The organism is Desulfofustis glycolicus DSM 9705 (assembly GCF_900130015.1).
Lineage (GTDB): Bacteria > Desulfobacterota > Desulfobulbia > Desulfobulbales > Desulfocapsaceae > Desulfofustis > Desulfofustis glycolicus.
In genome coordinates, this window is the sequence record NZ_FQXS01000020.1 from 19,064 (window position 1) to 35,929 (window position 16,866).

20 protein-coding genes are annotated in these 16,866 nt (G+C 63.9%); all 20 read right to left on the reverse strand.

What is annotated here, in order from left to right:
* Positions 1-7: 7 nt before the first annotated feature.
* The 20 genes from BUC26_RS15205 to BUC26_RS15295 all read right to left on the reverse strand — a co-directional run bounded on the left by BUC26_RS15205 (position 8) and on the right by BUC26_RS15295 (position 16,863).
* On the reverse strand, positions 8-223 hold the full coding sequence (locus BUC26_RS15205; RefSeq protein WP_011367784.1) for a helix-turn-helix domain-containing protein: 216 nt from the start codon (positions 221-223) through the stop codon (positions 8-10).
* 160 nt (positions 224-383) lie between these two features.
* On the reverse strand, positions 384-908 hold the full coding sequence (locus BUC26_RS15210; protein ID WP_028577489.1) for a gamma-glutamylcyclotransferase family protein: 525 nt from the start codon (positions 906-908) through the stop codon (positions 384-386).
* Positions 905-1,702 (reverse strand): glucosamine 6-phosphate synthetase, encoded by a 798-nt coding sequence (locus tag BUC26_RS15215; protein ID WP_028577490.1) that lies wholly within the window; start codon positions 1,700-1,702, stop codon positions 905-907. The genes BUC26_RS15210 and BUC26_RS15215 overlap by 4 nt, the downstream gene beginning before the upstream one ends.
* Positions 1,687-2,211: a DUF5049 domain-containing protein gene (locus BUC26_RS15220; protein WP_028577491.1), complete on the reverse strand. Its 525-nt coding sequence runs from the start codon at positions 2,209-2,211 to the stop codon at positions 1,687-1,689. Before BUC26_RS15220 ends, BUC26_RS15215 begins: the two co-directional genes overlap by 16 nt.
* Before the next feature lie 11 nt (positions 2,212-2,222).
* Positions 2,223-3,182 (reverse strand): amidoligase family protein, encoded by a 960-nt coding sequence (locus tag BUC26_RS15225; RefSeq protein WP_028577492.1) that lies wholly within the window; start codon positions 3,180-3,182, stop codon positions 2,223-2,225.
* 249 nt (positions 3,183-3,431) lie between these two features.
* Positions 3,432-3,689 carry a hypothetical protein gene (locus BUC26_RS15230; RefSeq protein ID WP_022993020.1) on the reverse strand — a complete coding sequence of 86 codons (258 nt, stop codon included), beginning with the start codon at positions 3,687-3,689 and terminating at the stop codon, positions 3,432-3,434.
* Between the two features lie 12 nt (positions 3,690-3,701).
* Positions 3,702-7,250 (reverse strand): DUF4815 domain-containing protein, encoded by a 3,549-nt coding sequence (locus tag BUC26_RS15235; protein WP_028577493.1) that lies wholly within the window; start codon positions 7,248-7,250, stop codon positions 3,702-3,704.
* A gap of 15 nt (positions 7,251-7,265) precedes the next feature.
* Positions 7,266-7,799: a hypothetical protein gene (locus tag BUC26_RS15240; protein WP_028577494.1), complete on the reverse strand. Its 534-nt coding sequence runs from the start codon at positions 7,797-7,799 to the stop codon at positions 7,266-7,268.
* Between the two features lie 12 nt (positions 7,800-7,811).
* Positions 7,812-8,273, reverse strand: coding sequence for a hypothetical protein (locus tag BUC26_RS15245; RefSeq protein ID WP_028577495.1), 462 nt, complete (start codon positions 8,271-8,273; stop codon positions 7,812-7,814).
* Positions 8,260-8,391 (reverse strand): hypothetical protein, encoded by a 132-nt coding sequence (locus BUC26_RS24435; protein ID WP_278594068.1) that lies wholly within the window; start codon positions 8,389-8,391, stop codon positions 8,260-8,262. Before BUC26_RS24435 ends, BUC26_RS15245 begins: the two co-directional genes overlap by 14 nt.
* 4 nt (positions 8,392-8,395) lie before the next feature.
* Complete coding sequence (locus tag BUC26_RS15250; protein ID WP_028577496.1) at positions 8,396-9,385, reverse strand: hypothetical protein; 990 nt, start codon at positions 9,383-9,385, stop codon at positions 8,396-8,398.
* Between the two features lie 10 nt (positions 9,386-9,395).
* The gene (locus BUC26_RS15255) at positions 9,396-9,989 is read right to left on the reverse strand and encodes a hypothetical protein (RefSeq protein WP_028577497.1); all 594 of its coding nucleotides are present in this window, start codon (positions 9,987-9,989) and stop codon (positions 9,396-9,398) included.
* A 10-nt stretch (positions 9,990-9,999) separates the two neighbouring features.
* Positions 10,000-11,574, reverse strand: coding sequence for a phage tail protein (locus BUC26_RS15260; protein ID WP_028577498.1), 1,575 nt, complete (start codon positions 11,572-11,574; stop codon positions 10,000-10,002).
* Positions 11,574-12,983, reverse strand: a complete 1,410-nt coding sequence (locus BUC26_RS15265; RefSeq protein WP_028577499.1) for a baseplate J/gp47 family protein — start codon at positions 12,981-12,983, stop codon at positions 11,574-11,576. Before BUC26_RS15265 ends, BUC26_RS15260 begins: the two co-directional genes overlap by 1 nt.
* Positions 12,984-13,082: 99 nt before the next feature.
* On the reverse strand, positions 13,083-14,000 hold the full coding sequence (locus BUC26_RS15270; protein ID WP_028577500.1) for a GPW/gp25 family protein: 918 nt from the start codon (positions 13,998-14,000) through the stop codon (positions 13,083-13,085).
* Entirely contained in the window at positions 14,000-14,890 is an 891-nt protein-coding gene (locus BUC26_RS15275; RefSeq protein WP_028577501.1) for a hypothetical protein, read from the reverse strand. The genes BUC26_RS15270 and BUC26_RS15275 overlap by 1 nt, the downstream gene beginning before the upstream one ends.
* 12 nt (positions 14,891-14,902) lie before the next feature.
* Positions 14,903-15,913 (reverse strand): carboxypeptidase regulatory-like domain-containing protein, encoded by a 1,011-nt coding sequence (locus tag BUC26_RS24165; protein ID WP_028577502.1) that lies wholly within the window; start codon positions 15,911-15,913, stop codon positions 14,903-14,905.
* Positions 15,910-16,218, reverse strand: a complete 309-nt coding sequence (locus BUC26_RS15285) for a hypothetical protein (protein ID WP_020886740.1) — start codon at positions 16,216-16,218, stop codon at positions 15,910-15,912. Before BUC26_RS15285 ends, BUC26_RS24165 begins: the two co-directional genes overlap by 4 nt.
* 10 nt (positions 16,219-16,228) lie before the next feature.
* On the reverse strand, positions 16,229-16,492 hold the full coding sequence (locus BUC26_RS15290) for a PAAR domain-containing protein (RefSeq protein ID WP_013258605.1): 264 nt from the start codon (positions 16,490-16,492) through the stop codon (positions 16,229-16,231).
* On the reverse strand, positions 16,489-16,863 hold the full coding sequence (locus BUC26_RS15295) for a hypothetical protein (protein ID WP_015721232.1): 375 nt from the start codon (positions 16,861-16,863) through the stop codon (positions 16,489-16,491). Before BUC26_RS15295 ends, BUC26_RS15290 begins: the two co-directional genes overlap by 4 nt.
* Positions 16,864-16,866: the final 3 nt, after the last annotated feature.

Below are 16,866 nucleotides of genomic sequence, written 5' to 3' on the forward strand. Positions count from 1 at the left end.
CCCGCTATTACTCCTTGCGCTTCTTGTCGGTTTCCGCAGGCTCGGCCGCGCCGCCAGCCTTGACCCACTCGTCCACTTCATCTTTCTTGAACTTCCAAAGACGACCCATGCGGTGGGCGGGCATACCATGCTTGTCGATCCACTTGTAAACGGTGTCATTGCTGACCCCGAGGTACTTGCAAATCTCGGTTATTGATAACCAGCGGTCTTCCATCTCGTTCATTCTCTTGCTCCACGGGCGCTTTGGTTGTTTGCCACGTCCGACAGAGGCGAAACGGGAGAGACTGGACGCACCTCTCCCAGGTTAAAAAACTCCTTTAATATACAAAGACGCTATGTGCTATGTCAAACGATCTTTACCGATTTGAGCCGATTATTTTCTATCACGCTCGATGCCAGACGCCGGTGTCAAGCCGGGTGCCGTTATCAATGCATGGCATCCAGTAGGTCCAGGCAGGAATCGAGGTGCGCCCGCACAGCACCGCCACCATCACCCGCTGATACATGCTGTGCCCGCCGGGCCGAAATCCTTCCAGCCGGTCGATGGGCGGCAGGTCGCGTTGCGGGGCGGTGAAGGTCACCAGTTCCCCATAGATCAGATCCCAGTCGCCGGTCGGGCGGCCGAAGCGCGGCGTGCCGATCTCCTGTTGCCTGCGGGCGTCGGCTAATGGGTCGGCGGTGCCCCGGGCCAGGATCAGCCCTTCCGGCACCTCAAGCGCCGGGAACCCGGCATGGAGGTGGTAGAGCCTGCCCCAGACCACGGCCGGTTCGGTGCTGCGGGCCTGGGCGCAGAAACGTTGATGGTTCCAGTAGCCCCGTTTCAGGGTGCCGTAGACGAAGAGCCGGAGGATGGTCTCGGGACTGTCTTCCGGATTTGTGTTCAGCTTCGAGGATTCTCCAATGTTCATGCATTCACTCCTTCGGGCAGTGTCCCTTTGCGCTCCTGGGGTATGAAGCGGAATTCGCTGTTTTCGATGGCCCGCACATCCTCGTGGCGGATGGTGAGCATGGTCATGGGCGGCACCTCTAGCTCGCGCCAACCCTTCTCGTTGTCCACGGCAAAGTCGATAAAGGCGTCGTCCGAGGCGTAGAGCACCACCCGGTGCTGGCGGTGGATGCGCAGGCAGAGCGGCTTGTTGCCCTTGAGCACGGTGATGGTGCCGGGGGCGAGCCGCGAGGCCAGCACGGCGCTCATCTGGCCGCGACAAAGGGCAAGCGCCTTCTTCAGGCCCTCCTGGTCGATGGGGCCTTCGGGCGCGAAGCGGTCGGCCAGGCGGAAGATCAGCTCGCTGTCCACCTCGGCATAGCGCGGCAGCCCGAGACGGCGGAACAGATAATCGGCGTTGTAGAGGGTGCCGTTGTGAGTACCGATGACGATCCCGGCCTGAATGGGATGGTTGTTGCGATTATTGAACTCGTTGCCCCGGGTGCGCCAGCGGGTGTGGCCCATAAGGATGGTGGTCTCGTTGTCGACCTGCCCAAGCAGCTCCTGAAACGGCTTCTCGTAGACCAGCTCGTGCGCCCGCATCGGCCGCTTGAAGATGCGGTGGCTGCCGTCGGTCTTGAGCCAGGCCAGACCGGAGGCGTGCGGGCCGCGCTCCTCGCTGTGCAGCAGCATGCGGATAAAGACCTCGCGCAGGTAATCCCGCTCGTTGGGCCGTCTGTGCTTGCGGCCGAAGATGATGCCTACTTGTCCGCACATGGAGCCGGGTCCTCCTTGCCGCCGAAGTTCTTGCCGAGCAGCGGTCTCGTTCCTTCGAGAACGAAGGCCGCGTATTCGCGCCGGTGGTCCGCCAGCCACTCGGCCACCTCCGGGTAGCCCATATCGGCGGTCAGCCGGGTCACCTCCGGGTGGTCGAGCATATTGGTGCGCCCGGAGAGCCGCACCGTCTCCAGGGCTTCGAGGAAGCGTTCCGGCCAGGGATCGCTGGCCTTGTCGTCGGGCAGAAACTCGATCAGTCCGTGCCGCGCCAGACGGGTGAGAAACTCGGCGGCCGCAGCGGCGGCATCCTCCGGCAATGGCCGGGTCGGTCCGCCTTCGATGCCGGAGAGCACCTCGGTCATGTAGTCCCTGGGCGCTCGGCTGGCGGTGAATGGCGTCTGGCCGCGCATCAGCTCGACAATTTCAAGGCAGTCGGCGGCCTGCAGGGTTTCTCCGCTGCCGGGGATCGGTTCGCCGTCCAGCGTGGTGGAGCGGATCAGAATCTTCATTGGGCACCTCCTTAAACAGTGAGGCCGGGAACTTGCCCGGCCTCGTTGGTGAGAGTGGTGGTTGTTTCGTCCGGGAGGACGTCCTCCGGTTTGGGCCGTCCGTTTTTGAAGGCGGCGTCGCCGGGCATGTTGGCCATCAAATGCTTGCGGGCGGTCTTGAACTCGTCGCCGATCAGGCCGAGGTGGAGCAGGAAGACCCGGAAGTCGTACTTGGCGCTCTGGGGATCGAAATCCCGCTTGCGGCTGGAAGCGGCCCGGCCGTTGAGCGCCTTGGCGGCCACCGCGAGGCAGAATTGCAGGTAGGCCTTGATCCGCCCCGCGTGGAGGGTCGCCTCGAACCAGCGGAACTCCACCGTGCCCCGGTACCAGACGTTGTGCAGGTTGACCCCGTGGTAGCGGCTGTTGTCGTAGTGCTGGGGCTGGCGGTTGTGGTAGCCGTACCAGATGCGGTTGAGCTGGTCCTTGGTGCGGGGGCGATGCTGTTCGATGCGCTGGATCAGCTCGTCGCTGACCGGCCGGGTGTAGCGATTGAGCCGGTCGCGGCTGATGCCGAGGGCGTGGAGGATCAGCGGCTCCTGCTTGTAGATGATCTTGGCCAGGTTACCCAGGTGTCTGCCGTCGAAGGGCGCGGCGTCGATATGGATGTGAATGCCGCACTGGCTGTTGATCTTGCCTCCGGCGCGGCGGATGGCCCGGACCGCCTCCTGCAGTTGCGGGATGTCGTCGTAGCCGAGCACCGGGCTGACCACCTCGGCCCGCAGATGGGCCGGGACGCTGGTCAGGGATGCGTCCCCCACCACCTTCCAGACGCGGCCTCGCAGGTCCTCGACCTCCCAGGGGTCATAGCTGCTGGGGATGCCGACATGGCGGACCGTGCCGCCCACCACCGAGTGGATGGCCCAGGCGATCTGCTCCCGGGTGCGTTTTACGGTCTCGATCTCGATCCCGTAGTGGATCTCTTTCAGGTTCATGCGTGCCTCCGTCGTTCGTGGCGCTTCTAAGTCGTTGTCTGGCAAGGCTTTTCAGCCTCCGCTTACACCATGAATGAATGCTTCTTTCCGGACACAAATCAAGTAGAAGAACAGCCGAAGCCGACATTTAACACGTTTATTTTCAATGACTTGCGAGTTTGTCCGGATTGGGCGGCGCACAGGCGGCCGAAACCCCGGAACGGGCTGGCCGTATCCGGGGTTTCTGGGTTGGCGGTGGCAGTGAGCCGGTCAGCCAGAAGCGGTATCGGAGGTGATCAGGCTGGCGTGCAGCTCGAGGTTGCGCGACTCGTCGGCCCGCATCCGCGCCAGCAGCGCCGTGAAGGCCTCCGCTTCGTCGGTCGGGAGCTTTGACGCCCGTTCCAGCCGCGCCAGGCGCTGGTGCAGATTCTCCAGCAGACCCAGGGCGTGGTCGCGGATCAGGCCGTCGCGCTTCTCCTGCGGCGTGGGGATGAACTCGGTCAGGCCGCCTTTGCGTCGAACGATCATGGCCGTGCCTCCTTAGCTCAGGGTCGCGCCCAGCGAATGGATGCGCGGGTAGATCAGCGGCGTGCCGGTCATCTCGGCCTTGTAGCGGACCTTGTTGCCGGTGTTGTCCGTGAAGGTTCGCACCAGGGTGTACTCGGTCCAGTTCTCGTCGATGGGCCGGGTCTCCTGGATGGTCATCGCCTCCCAGGTCAGGCCGCCGTCGTTGCTGGCGAACCATTGCAGGGTGGTGCCGCTGGGGATTTGCATCTGCACATAGGCCTTGGTCGATTCCACCCCCTGGGTCAGCTCGTTCTCGCGGGTCAGGTAGGCCCCGGTGGTCTTGTTGAGGTAGCCCACTAGGTTGACGTCGCGGAAGTTGATGGCCGGGGTGTCGTTGGAAAGCGAGCTGCTCAGACGCACGCGGATCTGGACCCGGGTGGCGAGGTTGGGCAGCCGTTCCTCCTCGGCGGGAACCATGGCGTCCCAGGTCACGCCGCCGTCGGTGGAGTATTCCCAGTCGAGGCCGGTGCCCTGGGGGATGGCCGAGTATTCGTCGAGGTTGATGTCGGAGAACTGCACGCCGGTGATCGGCTGAAAGCGGATCATCCCCTCGGACTGGAAGTTGTAGCCGTAGATCTTCATCGCCAGGTCGGAGCCGTTGAGCGGCGTCCAGGTCTCGGCGTTGGAGCTCTCCAGCAGCACGCCTTCCATGTAGGTCTGCCGGGTGATGATACCCCAGCGGCCCATCTTGCCGAGGGTGGCGGTGCGGACCTTGTAATTGGTGCTGTTGGTCAGCAGCACCACGGAATAGCTGGTATTGGCCTCGGCGTAGAACGGGTCGTCGAAGCGAATGCGGGTCTCGCCGCTCAGGCTGATCTCGTTCGGGGCCAGCACCTTCTCGGCGAACACCACGCCGTTGGGCAGACCGGTGGTGACGCCGCGAATCTGCACCGTGACCGGGATGCTCGGGTCCCTGGCGGTGAACTGCAGACCGATGCTGGAGATCACCTGGTTTTGGGTGAAGCTGAAGGTCTGGGCCAGCGGATCGCGGGGCACGAAGATGGTCTGGGTGCGCCAGACCACCTGCACCACGGGCACGCGGATGATGCGGTTTTCGATGATGCGCTCGATGCGGGTGATGACCAGCGGATCGTTGATCTGCAGGCTGGCCCGGGCCGAGTAGACCCCGTCGGCCATCTCCACGATGCGGTTGCCGTTGCGGGCGTTGGTCGGAATGGTGAAGGAGGCGCTGACCCGACCGGCCTCGTCGCTGATCAGGTTGCTGGCCATCACTTGGCCGTCGCAGCGCAGCACGATGCCGGACTTGCTCGGGGTGAAGTTGATACCGGTTACGGCAATGCCGGTCTGGCCGCGCCGCCCGAGGTTGGGCGTGATCTGCAGCATGGCCGGGGGCTTGTCGAACACGGCGTAGGGGTTGATGTTGCGCTCCTCGGACCAGTCGTTCTGCTCCACCAGCACGGTCTCGTTGCCCGGCAGCAGCGCCAGGCTGCCGAAGAAGCTCGCGTTGCTGCCCGCCTGATCGACCGAGAGCACCGTGGAGTGCGGAATGCGGTCCGGCGCGACGAAACGGGCGATCTCGTTGACCCGGGCGTCCCATTCGGCATGGTAGATGTCCGACTGGGCGGTGTTCGAGAAGTCGTCCGAGTAGATGCCTTTTTTGGTCTGGGCGTCCCGGTTTTGCAGTTCGTTGTTCATCTGGTACTGGGCGTCGTTGTACTTCAGGTCCTCGACGTCCTGAATGATGTCGTGGATCTGGTCCATGGTGATGCGGGTCAGGCCGAAGTTGTGGATTTCCATGTCGGTGGAGTTGGGCGGGCAGTCGATGCTGCACAGCCCCAGGGCGTTTTCCGGCACGATGGGCAGCTTCGGGAAATCGGCTGGAGCCCCTTCCAGCCGCTTGATCTCGGTGGTGGTGGCGTAAACGATGTCGCGACGGCCAAGGTAATAGTCGTAGTCCAGGCTGCAGTTGGAACCGTTCACCGGCTGGTCGCCGAGGCTGCCGCGTCCGAAGTTGATCACGTTGAGGTTGCCCAGCTCGAGCTGGACCGGCGACATGGTGAGTCCGGCCGTGTTGGTGGCCGGAGGCGAAGCGGTGCCGATCTCCTCGACGCCGTCGTCGACATAGGAGAGCGCCTCGCTGCCCAGTTCCATCAGTCGCTTGTAGTCGGTGCGTGCGCCGTTGGTGGCGGCCCGGTAGACGCGATAGCCGGTCGCGCCGCTGACCGGTAGCCAGCAGAGCTTGTTCATCTCCCCGGCGGTGGTGGCCCGGGCAACGACCGCACCGGCGTTGAAGGCCGTCTCGCCGGTGGCGTTGTAGGCGGTCACCAGATAGAAATAGTTTCCGGCCGCCGGATGGTTGGCCTGTCCGAACCAGCCGCTGTCCACGTAGTCGGTGCCCTTGACCATCTGCTTGGTGTAGGTCCAGCGCACCGTGTAGGTGGTGCCGATGGCCGGTTCGTTACCGGAGCCGAGCCAGTCGACATGGTTGCCCGACTGCTGCCAGTCCACGCCCTCTTGGAAGATGGTCGCCCCCTGGCTGACCTCGAGGATGTCCACGACGGGATTGGGGTCGAGCAGGTCTTCGCCGCCGCCCACCGAGCCGCGAGTGACGTTGCGGGTAATCTCGACGATGGCCTCCACCTGGGTCGTCTCCTTGAGCGGCGTGGAGTTGACCGGATAGCGGCGCTTGTTGATGTCGAAGGTCTTCTGCTCGCCGCGCACCGACTTGGTGGCGATGGATTTGGGCACCAGGGTCGAGGTGGGCAGATCGCGCTGATGCCGGAAGCCCTGGATGTAGGCGCGTCCGGCGTTGGTGATCGCCTCCACGCTGTCGTCGTCGACGCCGCCGATGAAGGTGTCGAAGCCCCGCACCAGATAGCTTCCGGCCTGGTCGAAGGTGCGCTCGGCCAGGTTCTGAATCAGGGAATTGAGCCCCTCGGCGGCGGCGAATGAGAGCTGGTCCTCGGTGATCGAGGAAACGGTGATCCGGCTGCCCGGCAGCGTGCCCAGCAGATCCCGCAGGTAGAGGTTGGACTTCTCCTGCACCGTGGGCGTGACGTCTCCGCTCTCGCGGTCGAACTTGTAGATCGGGATCACCCGGCGCTCGGTCACGTTGTTGGGCAGCGTCTGGCCGCTGGTGTCCGTCGCTTTGAGGGAGAGCGCCCATTTTTCCCGTTCGGCGGTGGGCTCGCCGGTGGCCGGGTTGATCAGGGCCGGGTCCTGGGTGTAGCCGTAGTTGTACTTCAGCAGCTCCACGTAAACGTAATCGGCCCCGCTGGTGGTGGCCGGATCATAGGTCAGGGTCGCGCCGCTCACCTGTTCGAGATGGCCGTCGATGTAGACCACGCCAAGGGCCAGGGTCAGGACGTTGGCGGCCGAGCTGACCTCGAGGCCCATGATGATGGAGCCTTCCTTGAACAGGATGTCTGCGATCTTGCGCCGCTCCAGGTTGATGATGTCCTGCTGCTCGTTGAGTTCCGAATCCAGCAGGTCGCGATCCTGATGGTAGCGGATGCGCTTGTAGTTCTTGGTCGGGTCGAATGTTTCGCGTGAGATGCTCATGTTTGAATCCTCCAGTTAGATCTTGATGATCCCGACCAGCTCCACGCGGGTGTCGGAAATCTTGTTGAAGTCGGGAATGTTCTTCACCTCGTACAGGTAGCCCGGGCGCAGCACCTCGCCGGTCGGGTTGGTGTCCTGATGGAACACGCCGCCCATGGCGAGATCCCCGGTGGTGCTGGCCACGTACTGCACGTCGCCGCCGAAGAAGCCGTATTCGCGGATGGTGATGCCGTTGGCCTCGGCCTCGTCGAAGCGGAAGAAGACGCCGATGGTGTTGGTCTCCTCGCCGGTTTCCAGGTAGCGCACGCCGTTGACCAGGAGCGCCCCTTCGGCGTCCTCCTTGAGGAAGGTCCGCTTGTAGTAGCGCTTGCGGGCACGTTCGTTTCTGAGCCCGGTCTGGCCGATATCCGGCGCGGGCGGATTCTGCGGGTCGGTGAAGCTGGCATCCCCGTCGCCGATGGCGCAGTGGGTGATGCCGTCCACGGCCTGGCCGAGGAGGAGTTTGGCCGTCAGTATCCGGCCGGTTTTAACGATGAGTCCCAGTGCCATTGCTGTTCTCCTTTAGGTCTGAATTTCGTGGTCTTGATCGATGAGCACCGCGAACAGGATCTGGCGCGTGTCGGCCAGCAGACCGGCCGGAATCGCGATGCGCTGAACGGTGTCGGATAGGCTGATGTGTGCGCCGGACGTCCGGACGCTGGTGTCGATGCTCCGCAGCCAGGGGCGCGTCACTCGCACCGCCGTGTCGGCATCGACGCCCAGACGGCCATGGATGACGAGCCACAGATCGGTGCTCCGGTTCAGGCGGTTGTTCACGCGAAGCGCGAGGTCGGATCGACGTTCGAGCCGATGGGCGACCCGTACTGCGCTGTCGGCCCGGACCATCACCGTGCGCCTGGCCGGTGCCACGGAAAACAGCTCGAAGAGCGCTCCGGGTTGCGCCGCGCCGATGGCGAGCAGTTCCGGCCGCCGGATACCTCTGCGGGTGGTGATGGATGCCAGTTGTCCCTTATGCACGGCCACGGCGAATCCTCCCGCAGAGCTTGAGCGCTTGACCACGGTTCATGGACAGGAGCGTTTCCGGGCGTCGCTGGCCGGTGATCGTGGTGACGATTTTGAGCTTTCCGCTATGCGTTGCCATGGCGTTACTCCTTCACCGCGCACCAGCCGCCGGTGGTCAGATTGAACACGCGGTAGCTGTCCATTCCGATCTGAATGGTGTCTTCCGAGGCGACGTTGCCGCCGCCCACGGCGAAGATCTCGATGAGTTCGCCACGCAGTTCCTGGTAGGCGGCGGAACCGGACATCGAGGCGAGCCAGGGAAAGAGGATGGTGGTGCCGTAGCGCATCTCTGGATCGGTTTCGCCCTGGAGACCGCCGTTGGCCGCGCCGCAGCGGCCCTGCTGGCCGGACGCGGAAGTCCAGCCGTCGAACTTGTTCACGGCGTAGAAGGTACCCGGTGCGTTGTAGTAGCTGTTGATGACCGGCTGCGGGTCCTCACCGATCTTGGCTCCCGAGGCGTAATCCCGAACGAGGGTTTCGACGGTGATGGTGTTTGGCGTGACGGCGGTGTCGATGGCGCTCACCCGCACGCGTTCGATGCCCGCGTCGTCCTTGATCACATAGTCCTGTCCGGGCGTGACCACGGTGGCGTCGTTGACCTGAAGCACCACGCCGCTTCCAGCAGTAACCGCCGCCTGCGTAAGCGCGACGGCCCCGGACCAGAACCGTTTCAGCAATCCGCTGTAATGGCCGTAGTAGGTGGAGACGAGCTTGGTGACCACGAAAACGTGATCCAGGTCGGCGAACAGCCAGAAGATGAAGTCGGCGCTGTCCTCCACCCGCAGGTATGTGTAACTGGTGTGCGACGCCTCGTTGACGCCGGTGTGGGTGGCCGCGTCCCAATACTGGAATGCCGCGACGTGAATCCGCCCGGAGGTGGTGCTGATACGGAACTGCAGATAGACGTCCTCGGCCCCGGATTCCCCGTGCGACTTGAAGACGAAATACGGCTGTGGGTCGGCCGACTGATCGTCGTGCAGGGTCCATCCGGTGGTGGTCACCAGAAAGGTCCGCAGTTGATTGAGCAGGTCGAGCCGACCGTGGGCGAGTCCTTGAATGCTGTGGTATGCCATGGCGGCCTCCTTAGAGAATCGGGTTTTCCGTGCCGGTCAGGCGCAGCTTGATGTCGAGTTTGTTTTGCACTGGGGTGCCCGGGAGCACGGTGCAGCGCCGCCAGAAAGACAGCGTCTGCTGGAATGCCTTGTCGCCGAGATTGAGCGGTGCGCCCTGGGTGGCGGTGTCGAGTTCGGCCTGGGTCCGGGCCAGGCGGTACCAGACCGCTTCGTCGGTGCCGGTCTCATCGATGGGATCGAGCACCAGCCCGGTGTAGTCGTAGCCGGAATAGATGGTCGTCCCGGCGTCGTGCGCGGCCGGAGCGGTGTTGGCCACGCCCCGCTGCACGGTGAGATTGACGGTGCAGCCACCGCTTTCGACGAGCATCTGCTCGCCGTCGATGATGATGAGTTCGCCGTCAGCAAAGCGCGGTTCGGCCAGGGCGATGGAGGGCTGCGCCGCGTCGATGGCCGAGGGGAGGCTCGTTTGCTCGTTGGCGACGTAGAGCTGCCGGTCCTTGATGTCGCCATCGGTGCCGTTGTAGCTCTCGGCCTCGGGGCGGCTGAAATCCCCCTCGGAAATCTGCTGAGTCAGCGCTTCGTCAAGATAGAGGTGAATCGCCATGGGTTCTCCTTCAGGTGGGCCACTGGGTGGCGCGATAGTTATTGGTGGCGGCCTCGAACCCGGCCTGCGTGGGCGCGTGCAGGTCCTGCTGACGGAACAGCCAGTGGTAGGAAGGCCGCGACCAGCGGAATCCGGCCTGGTTGAGGCGCATGCGGCTGACGCGCAGGGGGCGGGTCCGGTCCACGGAGAGACGCAGGCCGGTGGTGTTGAGCGGGCTTGCGCCCAGCTTCATGGTCTCGACCCGATGGCGCTGGAGAGAGCCCGTGTCCACGTAGACTTCAAGCGAGGCCCGTTCGCCGGTCAGATTCGCATTGCTCAGATACCGGGTGTTCAGGGTGTTCGCGTTGAGCCGGAACACAGGCCCTCTCCGCCGCCATCGGTCGATCCGGTCGACGGCCAGGGTGACGTCCGCGTCGCAGCCAGCGGTGGAGGCGAGCAGCAGATTGCTGATGCCGCCCTGGTTGGCGGTGAGATCGAGACCTTCGTTGAGCCTGGCGCGGCCAAGCTGGAAGCAGAGGCGGTACCGAGATTCCAGCGGCAGGCGCAGATCGTACTTGGCCTCCGCCCGCTCGACCGGTTCCGCCTGCGTGTCGAAAAAGAAATCCTTTTGCCGGAAGCAGTAGCGCAGCGCGGTCTCGCCATGGGTCAGCGGCTTGCGGTTGAGATGGCTCTCGCCCAGCCCGAAGCCGCTTTCCAGCACATCCCCTTCGAAGTCGCGGCCGGTGTAGATGGGCGTGCAGAAGGAAACCCGGTCCTCGCCGACGCGGGTGTACGGAAGCCGCCAGTCGTTGAGGGCCTTGTGGTTCAGGCGCATCCGGTTCTGGCGGCCTTGAAAACGGGAGACTTTTACGGCGGCCCGGTCGATCTCCGGGATCATCTCAGTGGTACTGGTGAGTTGCAGAAGCTCCCAGACCCTCTGCTTGTTGGTCAGATGACGGCAGGAACCGAGCGAGGAGCGGCCAAGGACGAAGGTCTCGTCGAGAAACGCCAGCACGATCCGGCGCACAGCGTTGGCATGCCCGAAGTCGAGCATCGCGCCGCCTTCGATCCATTCCAGGAGAAACTGGAGCCAGAAACAGCGCGTGCCCGCCGGGTGGTGAAACACCAGGGCGTCGCGCAGTCCCTCGGTCTGGTTGAGACACAGCACGCGAAACACGCCGAGGCTGAACACCAGCCCGGGTAGCTTGGCGCTGCTGAGTCTGGAGCGGGCATTGAGACGCAGCGCCGAGCGGAAGGTCTCCTGCAGTTCCCCCTGCCAACCGAGCGAGTCGAAGTCGCGTTCGATGGCCGGAATGGTGCCCTTGCGGCGATAGATCTCGACCGCCTCCCGCACGCGGCGGCGCTGGCAGTCTGGCGAACAGGTGCCGTCCACTTCGAGGCCGACCAGTCTCGCCAGCAGCGGCAGGAAGCGCTCGTCGCAGTGATCGACATCGAAAATGGTCGGGAAGTCGTCGATGGCCTGCTTGAGCTCGTCCAGCGTCCCGGCGGGAAGGCTCAGAAAGGTGCGCAGGTCACCGGCTTCGTCGTTGTGCTCGTAAAGCGGCGGCAGCAGGCCGAGCAGATTGTCCTTGAACCAATCCGACATCAACCGGCCCTCCGCAGATCGAGGTTGACGCTGCCGAGAACCGGAATTTCGCCGTGGCGCAGCTCGATGTCCTGCTGCGGCGCGTAGAGATGCATGTGGCTGACGCCGCGCACGCCATCGATCAGCGCCACCAGGTCGGAGAAGTGAATGGTCTGCCCGAAGGAGACCCGGTCGAAAGAAAAGAAATCGGTGAGGGCGGCTTCGATACGGCTGCGCACGTTTTCCAGCGGTTCACCGGGCCAGATGTAGACCTCGGCGTCGATGGAAACGGGCCGGTAGATCGGGTCGAACAGGGTGATCTCGACCGTGATGACCTTGCGGCGTTCGAGAAACTCGGCGAGGTCCCGCTTGAGCAGCGCCGAGGGCATTCCGCCGCCGTTGGGGGCGATGGCCAGTTGAACGTTGTAATAGCGGATGTTCTGACAGGCATTGGTGTCGAGCACCTTGGCCTTGGCGACGCCTGGGTAACCTTCGGCGAGCGCCTGGTAATCCTCCAGGGTGACGGCTTTCCAGAGACTGCGCAGCTCCGCCGGTGCCTGTCGGCGGGCGTGTTCGAGGGCTTCCCGCGAAGCGCCGCCGGTGGCGGGTACCGGGTTGGTGGCGGTCAGGGAGACCTGGCCGCCGTTCAGGTAGACCGGGCTCAGCAGTTGGGTGATCCGGTTCGGACCGAGATTGCCCTGGTCCCCGATGGTCTGCAGATAGCTGACGGCGATGGCGCTTCCCTGAGCGGGTACAGCGCCGCTTTGTCCGTCGCCGAAAATCAGGGTGGAGATGTCGAGGGCGTCCAGGTCGGCCATGAAATGGCGGCTGTCGGCCAGGCTGTCCTGGAAGTGATCGACCTCGCTCCAGGCGTCGTCCCCCACCGTAACGGTGATGGTGCCCTGGGCGATGACGTCGCCGGTCAGGCGGATGCGCTGGAATGGCAGCCCCGTCGAAGTGAAGGTCTCGGTGCGGCGCACGCCTTGCCGGGCCGGGATGTCCACCGAGAGTAGGCCTCGCGGGAGCAGGCCGTCCTCGACCGTCTCGAAATCCGCCTCGCCGTCACTCAGCAAGGCGCGGCAGGCCGTTCCCGCCGGAATGGTCAGATCCTTGCCGAGCGGGGCGGAGAGCCGGAAACGCAGCGTGGTGGTGGAGGCCACCGGCGAATCCAGCCGGTAGCCGATGAGCTTGCAGAGGTTGATGACGTTCTGGCGCTGGCGGGCCGTGGGCAGAAAGGCCTCGGCCGCCTGGGCGTCCAGGTAGTAGGCCAGCATGTCGCCCACGCCGCAGAACAGATCGAGCAGGACGACGCCGAGATCGGAGTGGTTGAAATCGGTCCAGCGGTCGGTGAGCTGCGGGATCTTCGCCAGCAGCTCCTGACGGATCGATTCGTAATCCTTGTTGATGTATCCGATGCTTGCGCGGCCCATGGTCTCTCCGGTTTTCGGCGGTTATGCGAGAGCGCCTGATGCTCTCGCCACGCCGGTTACTTACCGGAAGGGACCTGGATGTGTCGGAGGCGGGATGCCTCAGAGCGGGCCGCGCAGTTGCCAGACGGGATTGGGCTGCCCGGAGGTGTTGTTGAGGTAGTGGGATTCCTTCTTGCCCTCGAAATAGAACAGGCCGATGCGGCCCGGCTCCAACGTGGTGATCCGGTGAACGGTGCCAGCGGCGTTGTCTTCCGCCTGACTCTGGGTGTCGAAGCCCAGACCGCTCGCGGCCAGATAGAGGGCGTGCTCGGCCTGGGGCGCTTCCGTTTCTGGCGCTCCCTCGAATGTCAGGTAGTGGCCGTGGTTGTCACCCGGATCGCTGACGATCCACTTGCCGTTGCGGTCCTGAAAGGCTCCCTCGATGTAGGCGACTTCGTATTCTCCCGCTGGCCAGATCAGGGAATCATCCGGATCGGGGCTCATCTCGGCCGCGTCGAACCAGAGCAGATTGAACAGCGAGCGCACGTCCGGCGACAGGCGCACGCTGCGCACCGGCGGCGGTTCCGGCTCGGGCTCCGGCTGGGGATAGCTGGGCGCGGGATTGTTCGGGTCTTCTCTGTAGAAGGGATAGACCAGGTTGCCGTCCACCTGGCTCTGGATCACCCGGTAGGCGATATGCACCAGCAGCAGGTTGCCGTCGATGTTCAGCGGCCGGTCGTCGAAGCGCACCTCCGTGATGATCACCCGCTTTTCCCAGCGCTTGATGGCGTCGATCACGTAATGGCGCAGCAGGCCCTTGAGCACCTCGTCGTTCTGTTCGAACACCAGATCCTTCAGCCGGGAGCCAAACTCCGGATTCATGAAACGTTCGCCGATCCGGGTGCCGAGGATCTGCAGGATGCTTTCGCGGATATGCTCGTGCTCCCGCGAGGTGGCGGTCGAGATCTGGGTGCCGCCGGATACCGACTGAAACCGGAACGGGTAGCGCAATCCCTTGCCGAGGAAATCGTAGCTCATCAGGTACGCTCCTCGCAGTCGATGCCGCACTGTCCCGAGCAGCCATTTTCCGGTGCGTCGTCGTCGATAGGTTCTCCCTGGAACCGGATCACCAGATCCAGTCCGCTCTTGAGCCCCAGATGGATGGTGCCGTCCGCCTCGATCAACCCACCGTGGCCGGACTGGCCGCACTGGAATCCCTTGGCTCCGCCGGAGAGTAGACGGGCAGCGATGGTTTCGCCGATGCCCTCGATGCGGCCGATGCCGATGATGTCGATAGGTCCGGCCGGGTTGATCAGGGTGATGAAACGCTCCCGGTGATCGACGTCGAGGCGGATGCCCTCGGGCAGAACCACCGCGAAGCGTTCCGCGCCCATGGCGGTCGGCTCGATCCCGGCAGGCAGTCCGCTGATACCGGCTGCCTCCTGGGTCGAGCGCAGATAGGACTCGACCAGGGTGTAAAGGCGTCCCGGGGCGACCTCGGTGGCCGTGCCGGGTCCGGGGGTGATGACCTGCTGTTCTCCTCCGTCGATAACGCAGATGCGCTGGTCGTCCGTGGTCCGCAGGATCATGCCGTCGGGCAAGGTGAAGAGCCGGTTGCCATCCGGCAGATCCCGGGGTTCGGTGCCCACAGGCAGTTCGACAAAGGGATAAAAATCGGGCTCCGGCTCGATCTGGACCTGCTCCAGGTACTCCTGGGTCCTGGCCTGCTGGGCCTCAAGATAGGCCTGGGCCTGGCCACGCATCGCCTCCGAGGCGGCGTGACTGGCCTCCAGCAGCGTGCGGATGCCGGAAAGTTCTTCACGGATGCCGGACAGGTGATCGCAGAGCACCCGCAGCACATACTGCTGTTCGCCGGAATCGGTTTGTTCGATGGTGGCCTGCAAGTCGGCGGGTTCTTCGGAAATCATGGACAACCTCCATTACATGCCGACATTGGCTGGTTGGGATTGATAGCTCATGGCGTTGACCGGCGTCACTGTCCCGGTCGCACCGTCTATTTCGAACACGGTCCAGACCGTGCCCGGGGCGTTGGGAACGGTGAAGGTCTGCTCACGGCCATCGTTCAGGAACACTTTCACCGATGCTCCCGACTGCGCCAGGCCGGTGCTCGGATTGGCGTTGCGGTTGGTGTAGTCGTGGACCGCGTAGCGGTAGACACCGGGGATGAGCCGATGGATGGTGATGGTCTCCGGCCCGTAGGAACTGGTGTCGTCAACGTCCAATTCCGCCGCCTCGTTTTCGATGGTGTGGGAATAGAACACATGGAACCTGCCGCCGGATGGCGTCGGTCCGGTGAGATGGGAATCGAGGTCCCGGGGATTCAGGCCCCACTGCAACACGATGCGGGCGACCTGGCCGTCGAGCTCGGGCGAGAGAACGATCTGGATGTCGCCGGAGGTGTTGGGGTCGGCATTCACCCAGTCATGCCAGGCGATGTATCCCGGCGCGGTGACCTCCACGTAATATAACCCCTCGGGTACGGACAGCTCGAACCCACCATAGGCGTTGGCGAAGGTCTGGTACGCCGCCGGGCCGGTTTCCGAGCGGCGGAATTCGATCAGCGCGTTTCCGACACCGCTGGTATTGAGGGCGTTGACCACCATGCCGCTGAGGAAGACCGTGGCTCCGCTGGCAAAGTCCGGGTGGTCGGCGAACCAGGACGGATCGCGGACCTCCACCAGAACATGGCGGAGACTGTCCCGGGCCGAGGATCGCCAGACCATGAGCACGGCGTTGCCGATGGTCCAGCCGCAGCGAATGACACCGTCCGGCCCGATCTCCGCGACCTCCGGATTGCTGGTGGCAAAGACCGGAGCGTCCACGTCGCCGCGCAGGGAGAGCGGAATCCGTTGCTCGAACTCGCCAGCGGAGAGGCGGATGGAGCGAGGCTGTACCTCCCAGTGGCTGAAGGCTGCCGGGGCATCCGTCATGAAGGGACCTCCACCGGTGCGGAGACGCCGCCGCCATAGACCTCGACCTGAACGTGCCGCAGGCTGAGCCGCTCGGGTGAATCCCAGACCAGGATCATGGCCGCTCCGGGAACGAAGCCGCATTCGACATTGCCGTCTTCATCGACACTGGCCACGTCGGGATTGGACGATTCGAACACCGGCGCTTCGGGCAGACCACGGATCGAGAGCGGAATACGCTGAACGAATGGGGATCGCGAGACCCGGATCAGTTTCGGGAAAACATCCCAGTAGTGCGGTTCCTGCGGCTGTTCGAGATTGTTCATCGCGTCCCCCTCAGTTGTCGATGGTGTTGGGACTGCCAGTGACGATGATGGCTCCGCAGGCGGTGATGTCGCCGATGCGGGCGTTGGGCAATCCTTCGGTGATGGTGTCGAAGCTCCCGGTCACGATGGGCGTCACGCCATGCCCCGGGATGGGACAGACGTGCAGGTCCCCCATGCGGGCCACGGGCATGCCGTTGTCCAGCGTTCGGCTTGCCCCGGTGATGATGACGCCACCGTGGCTGCTGATGTCGCCGAGTCGCGCCTGGGAACTCATGGGTTCACTTTCAGCAGCAGATGGATCAGAAAGCCGACGAGTCCGCCGATGGTGCTGCCGATGGTCAACACCAGGCCGACGATCTTCCACATGGTCTCGGTCCCCATCTTGGAGCCGACCCTGGCATGCAGCCGGTCGATCTCCTCGGCGTGTCGGTGCAGATCGGAATAAATCGAGCGGACCAGCACCTCGACGTTTTCCTTGTCCGATTTCTTCTCGATTTCACGCTCGATCTTCTCGAGGCGGTCCTGGATTTCCCGGCGGTGACTTTCGAGGATGCTGCGGAATTCCTCCCGCCAATGATCGAAGGTCCGGGCCAGCAATTCCTCGCTGGCCGAAAGTCCGGAGGGCGTTGTTGTTCTTTCTCCCATGCG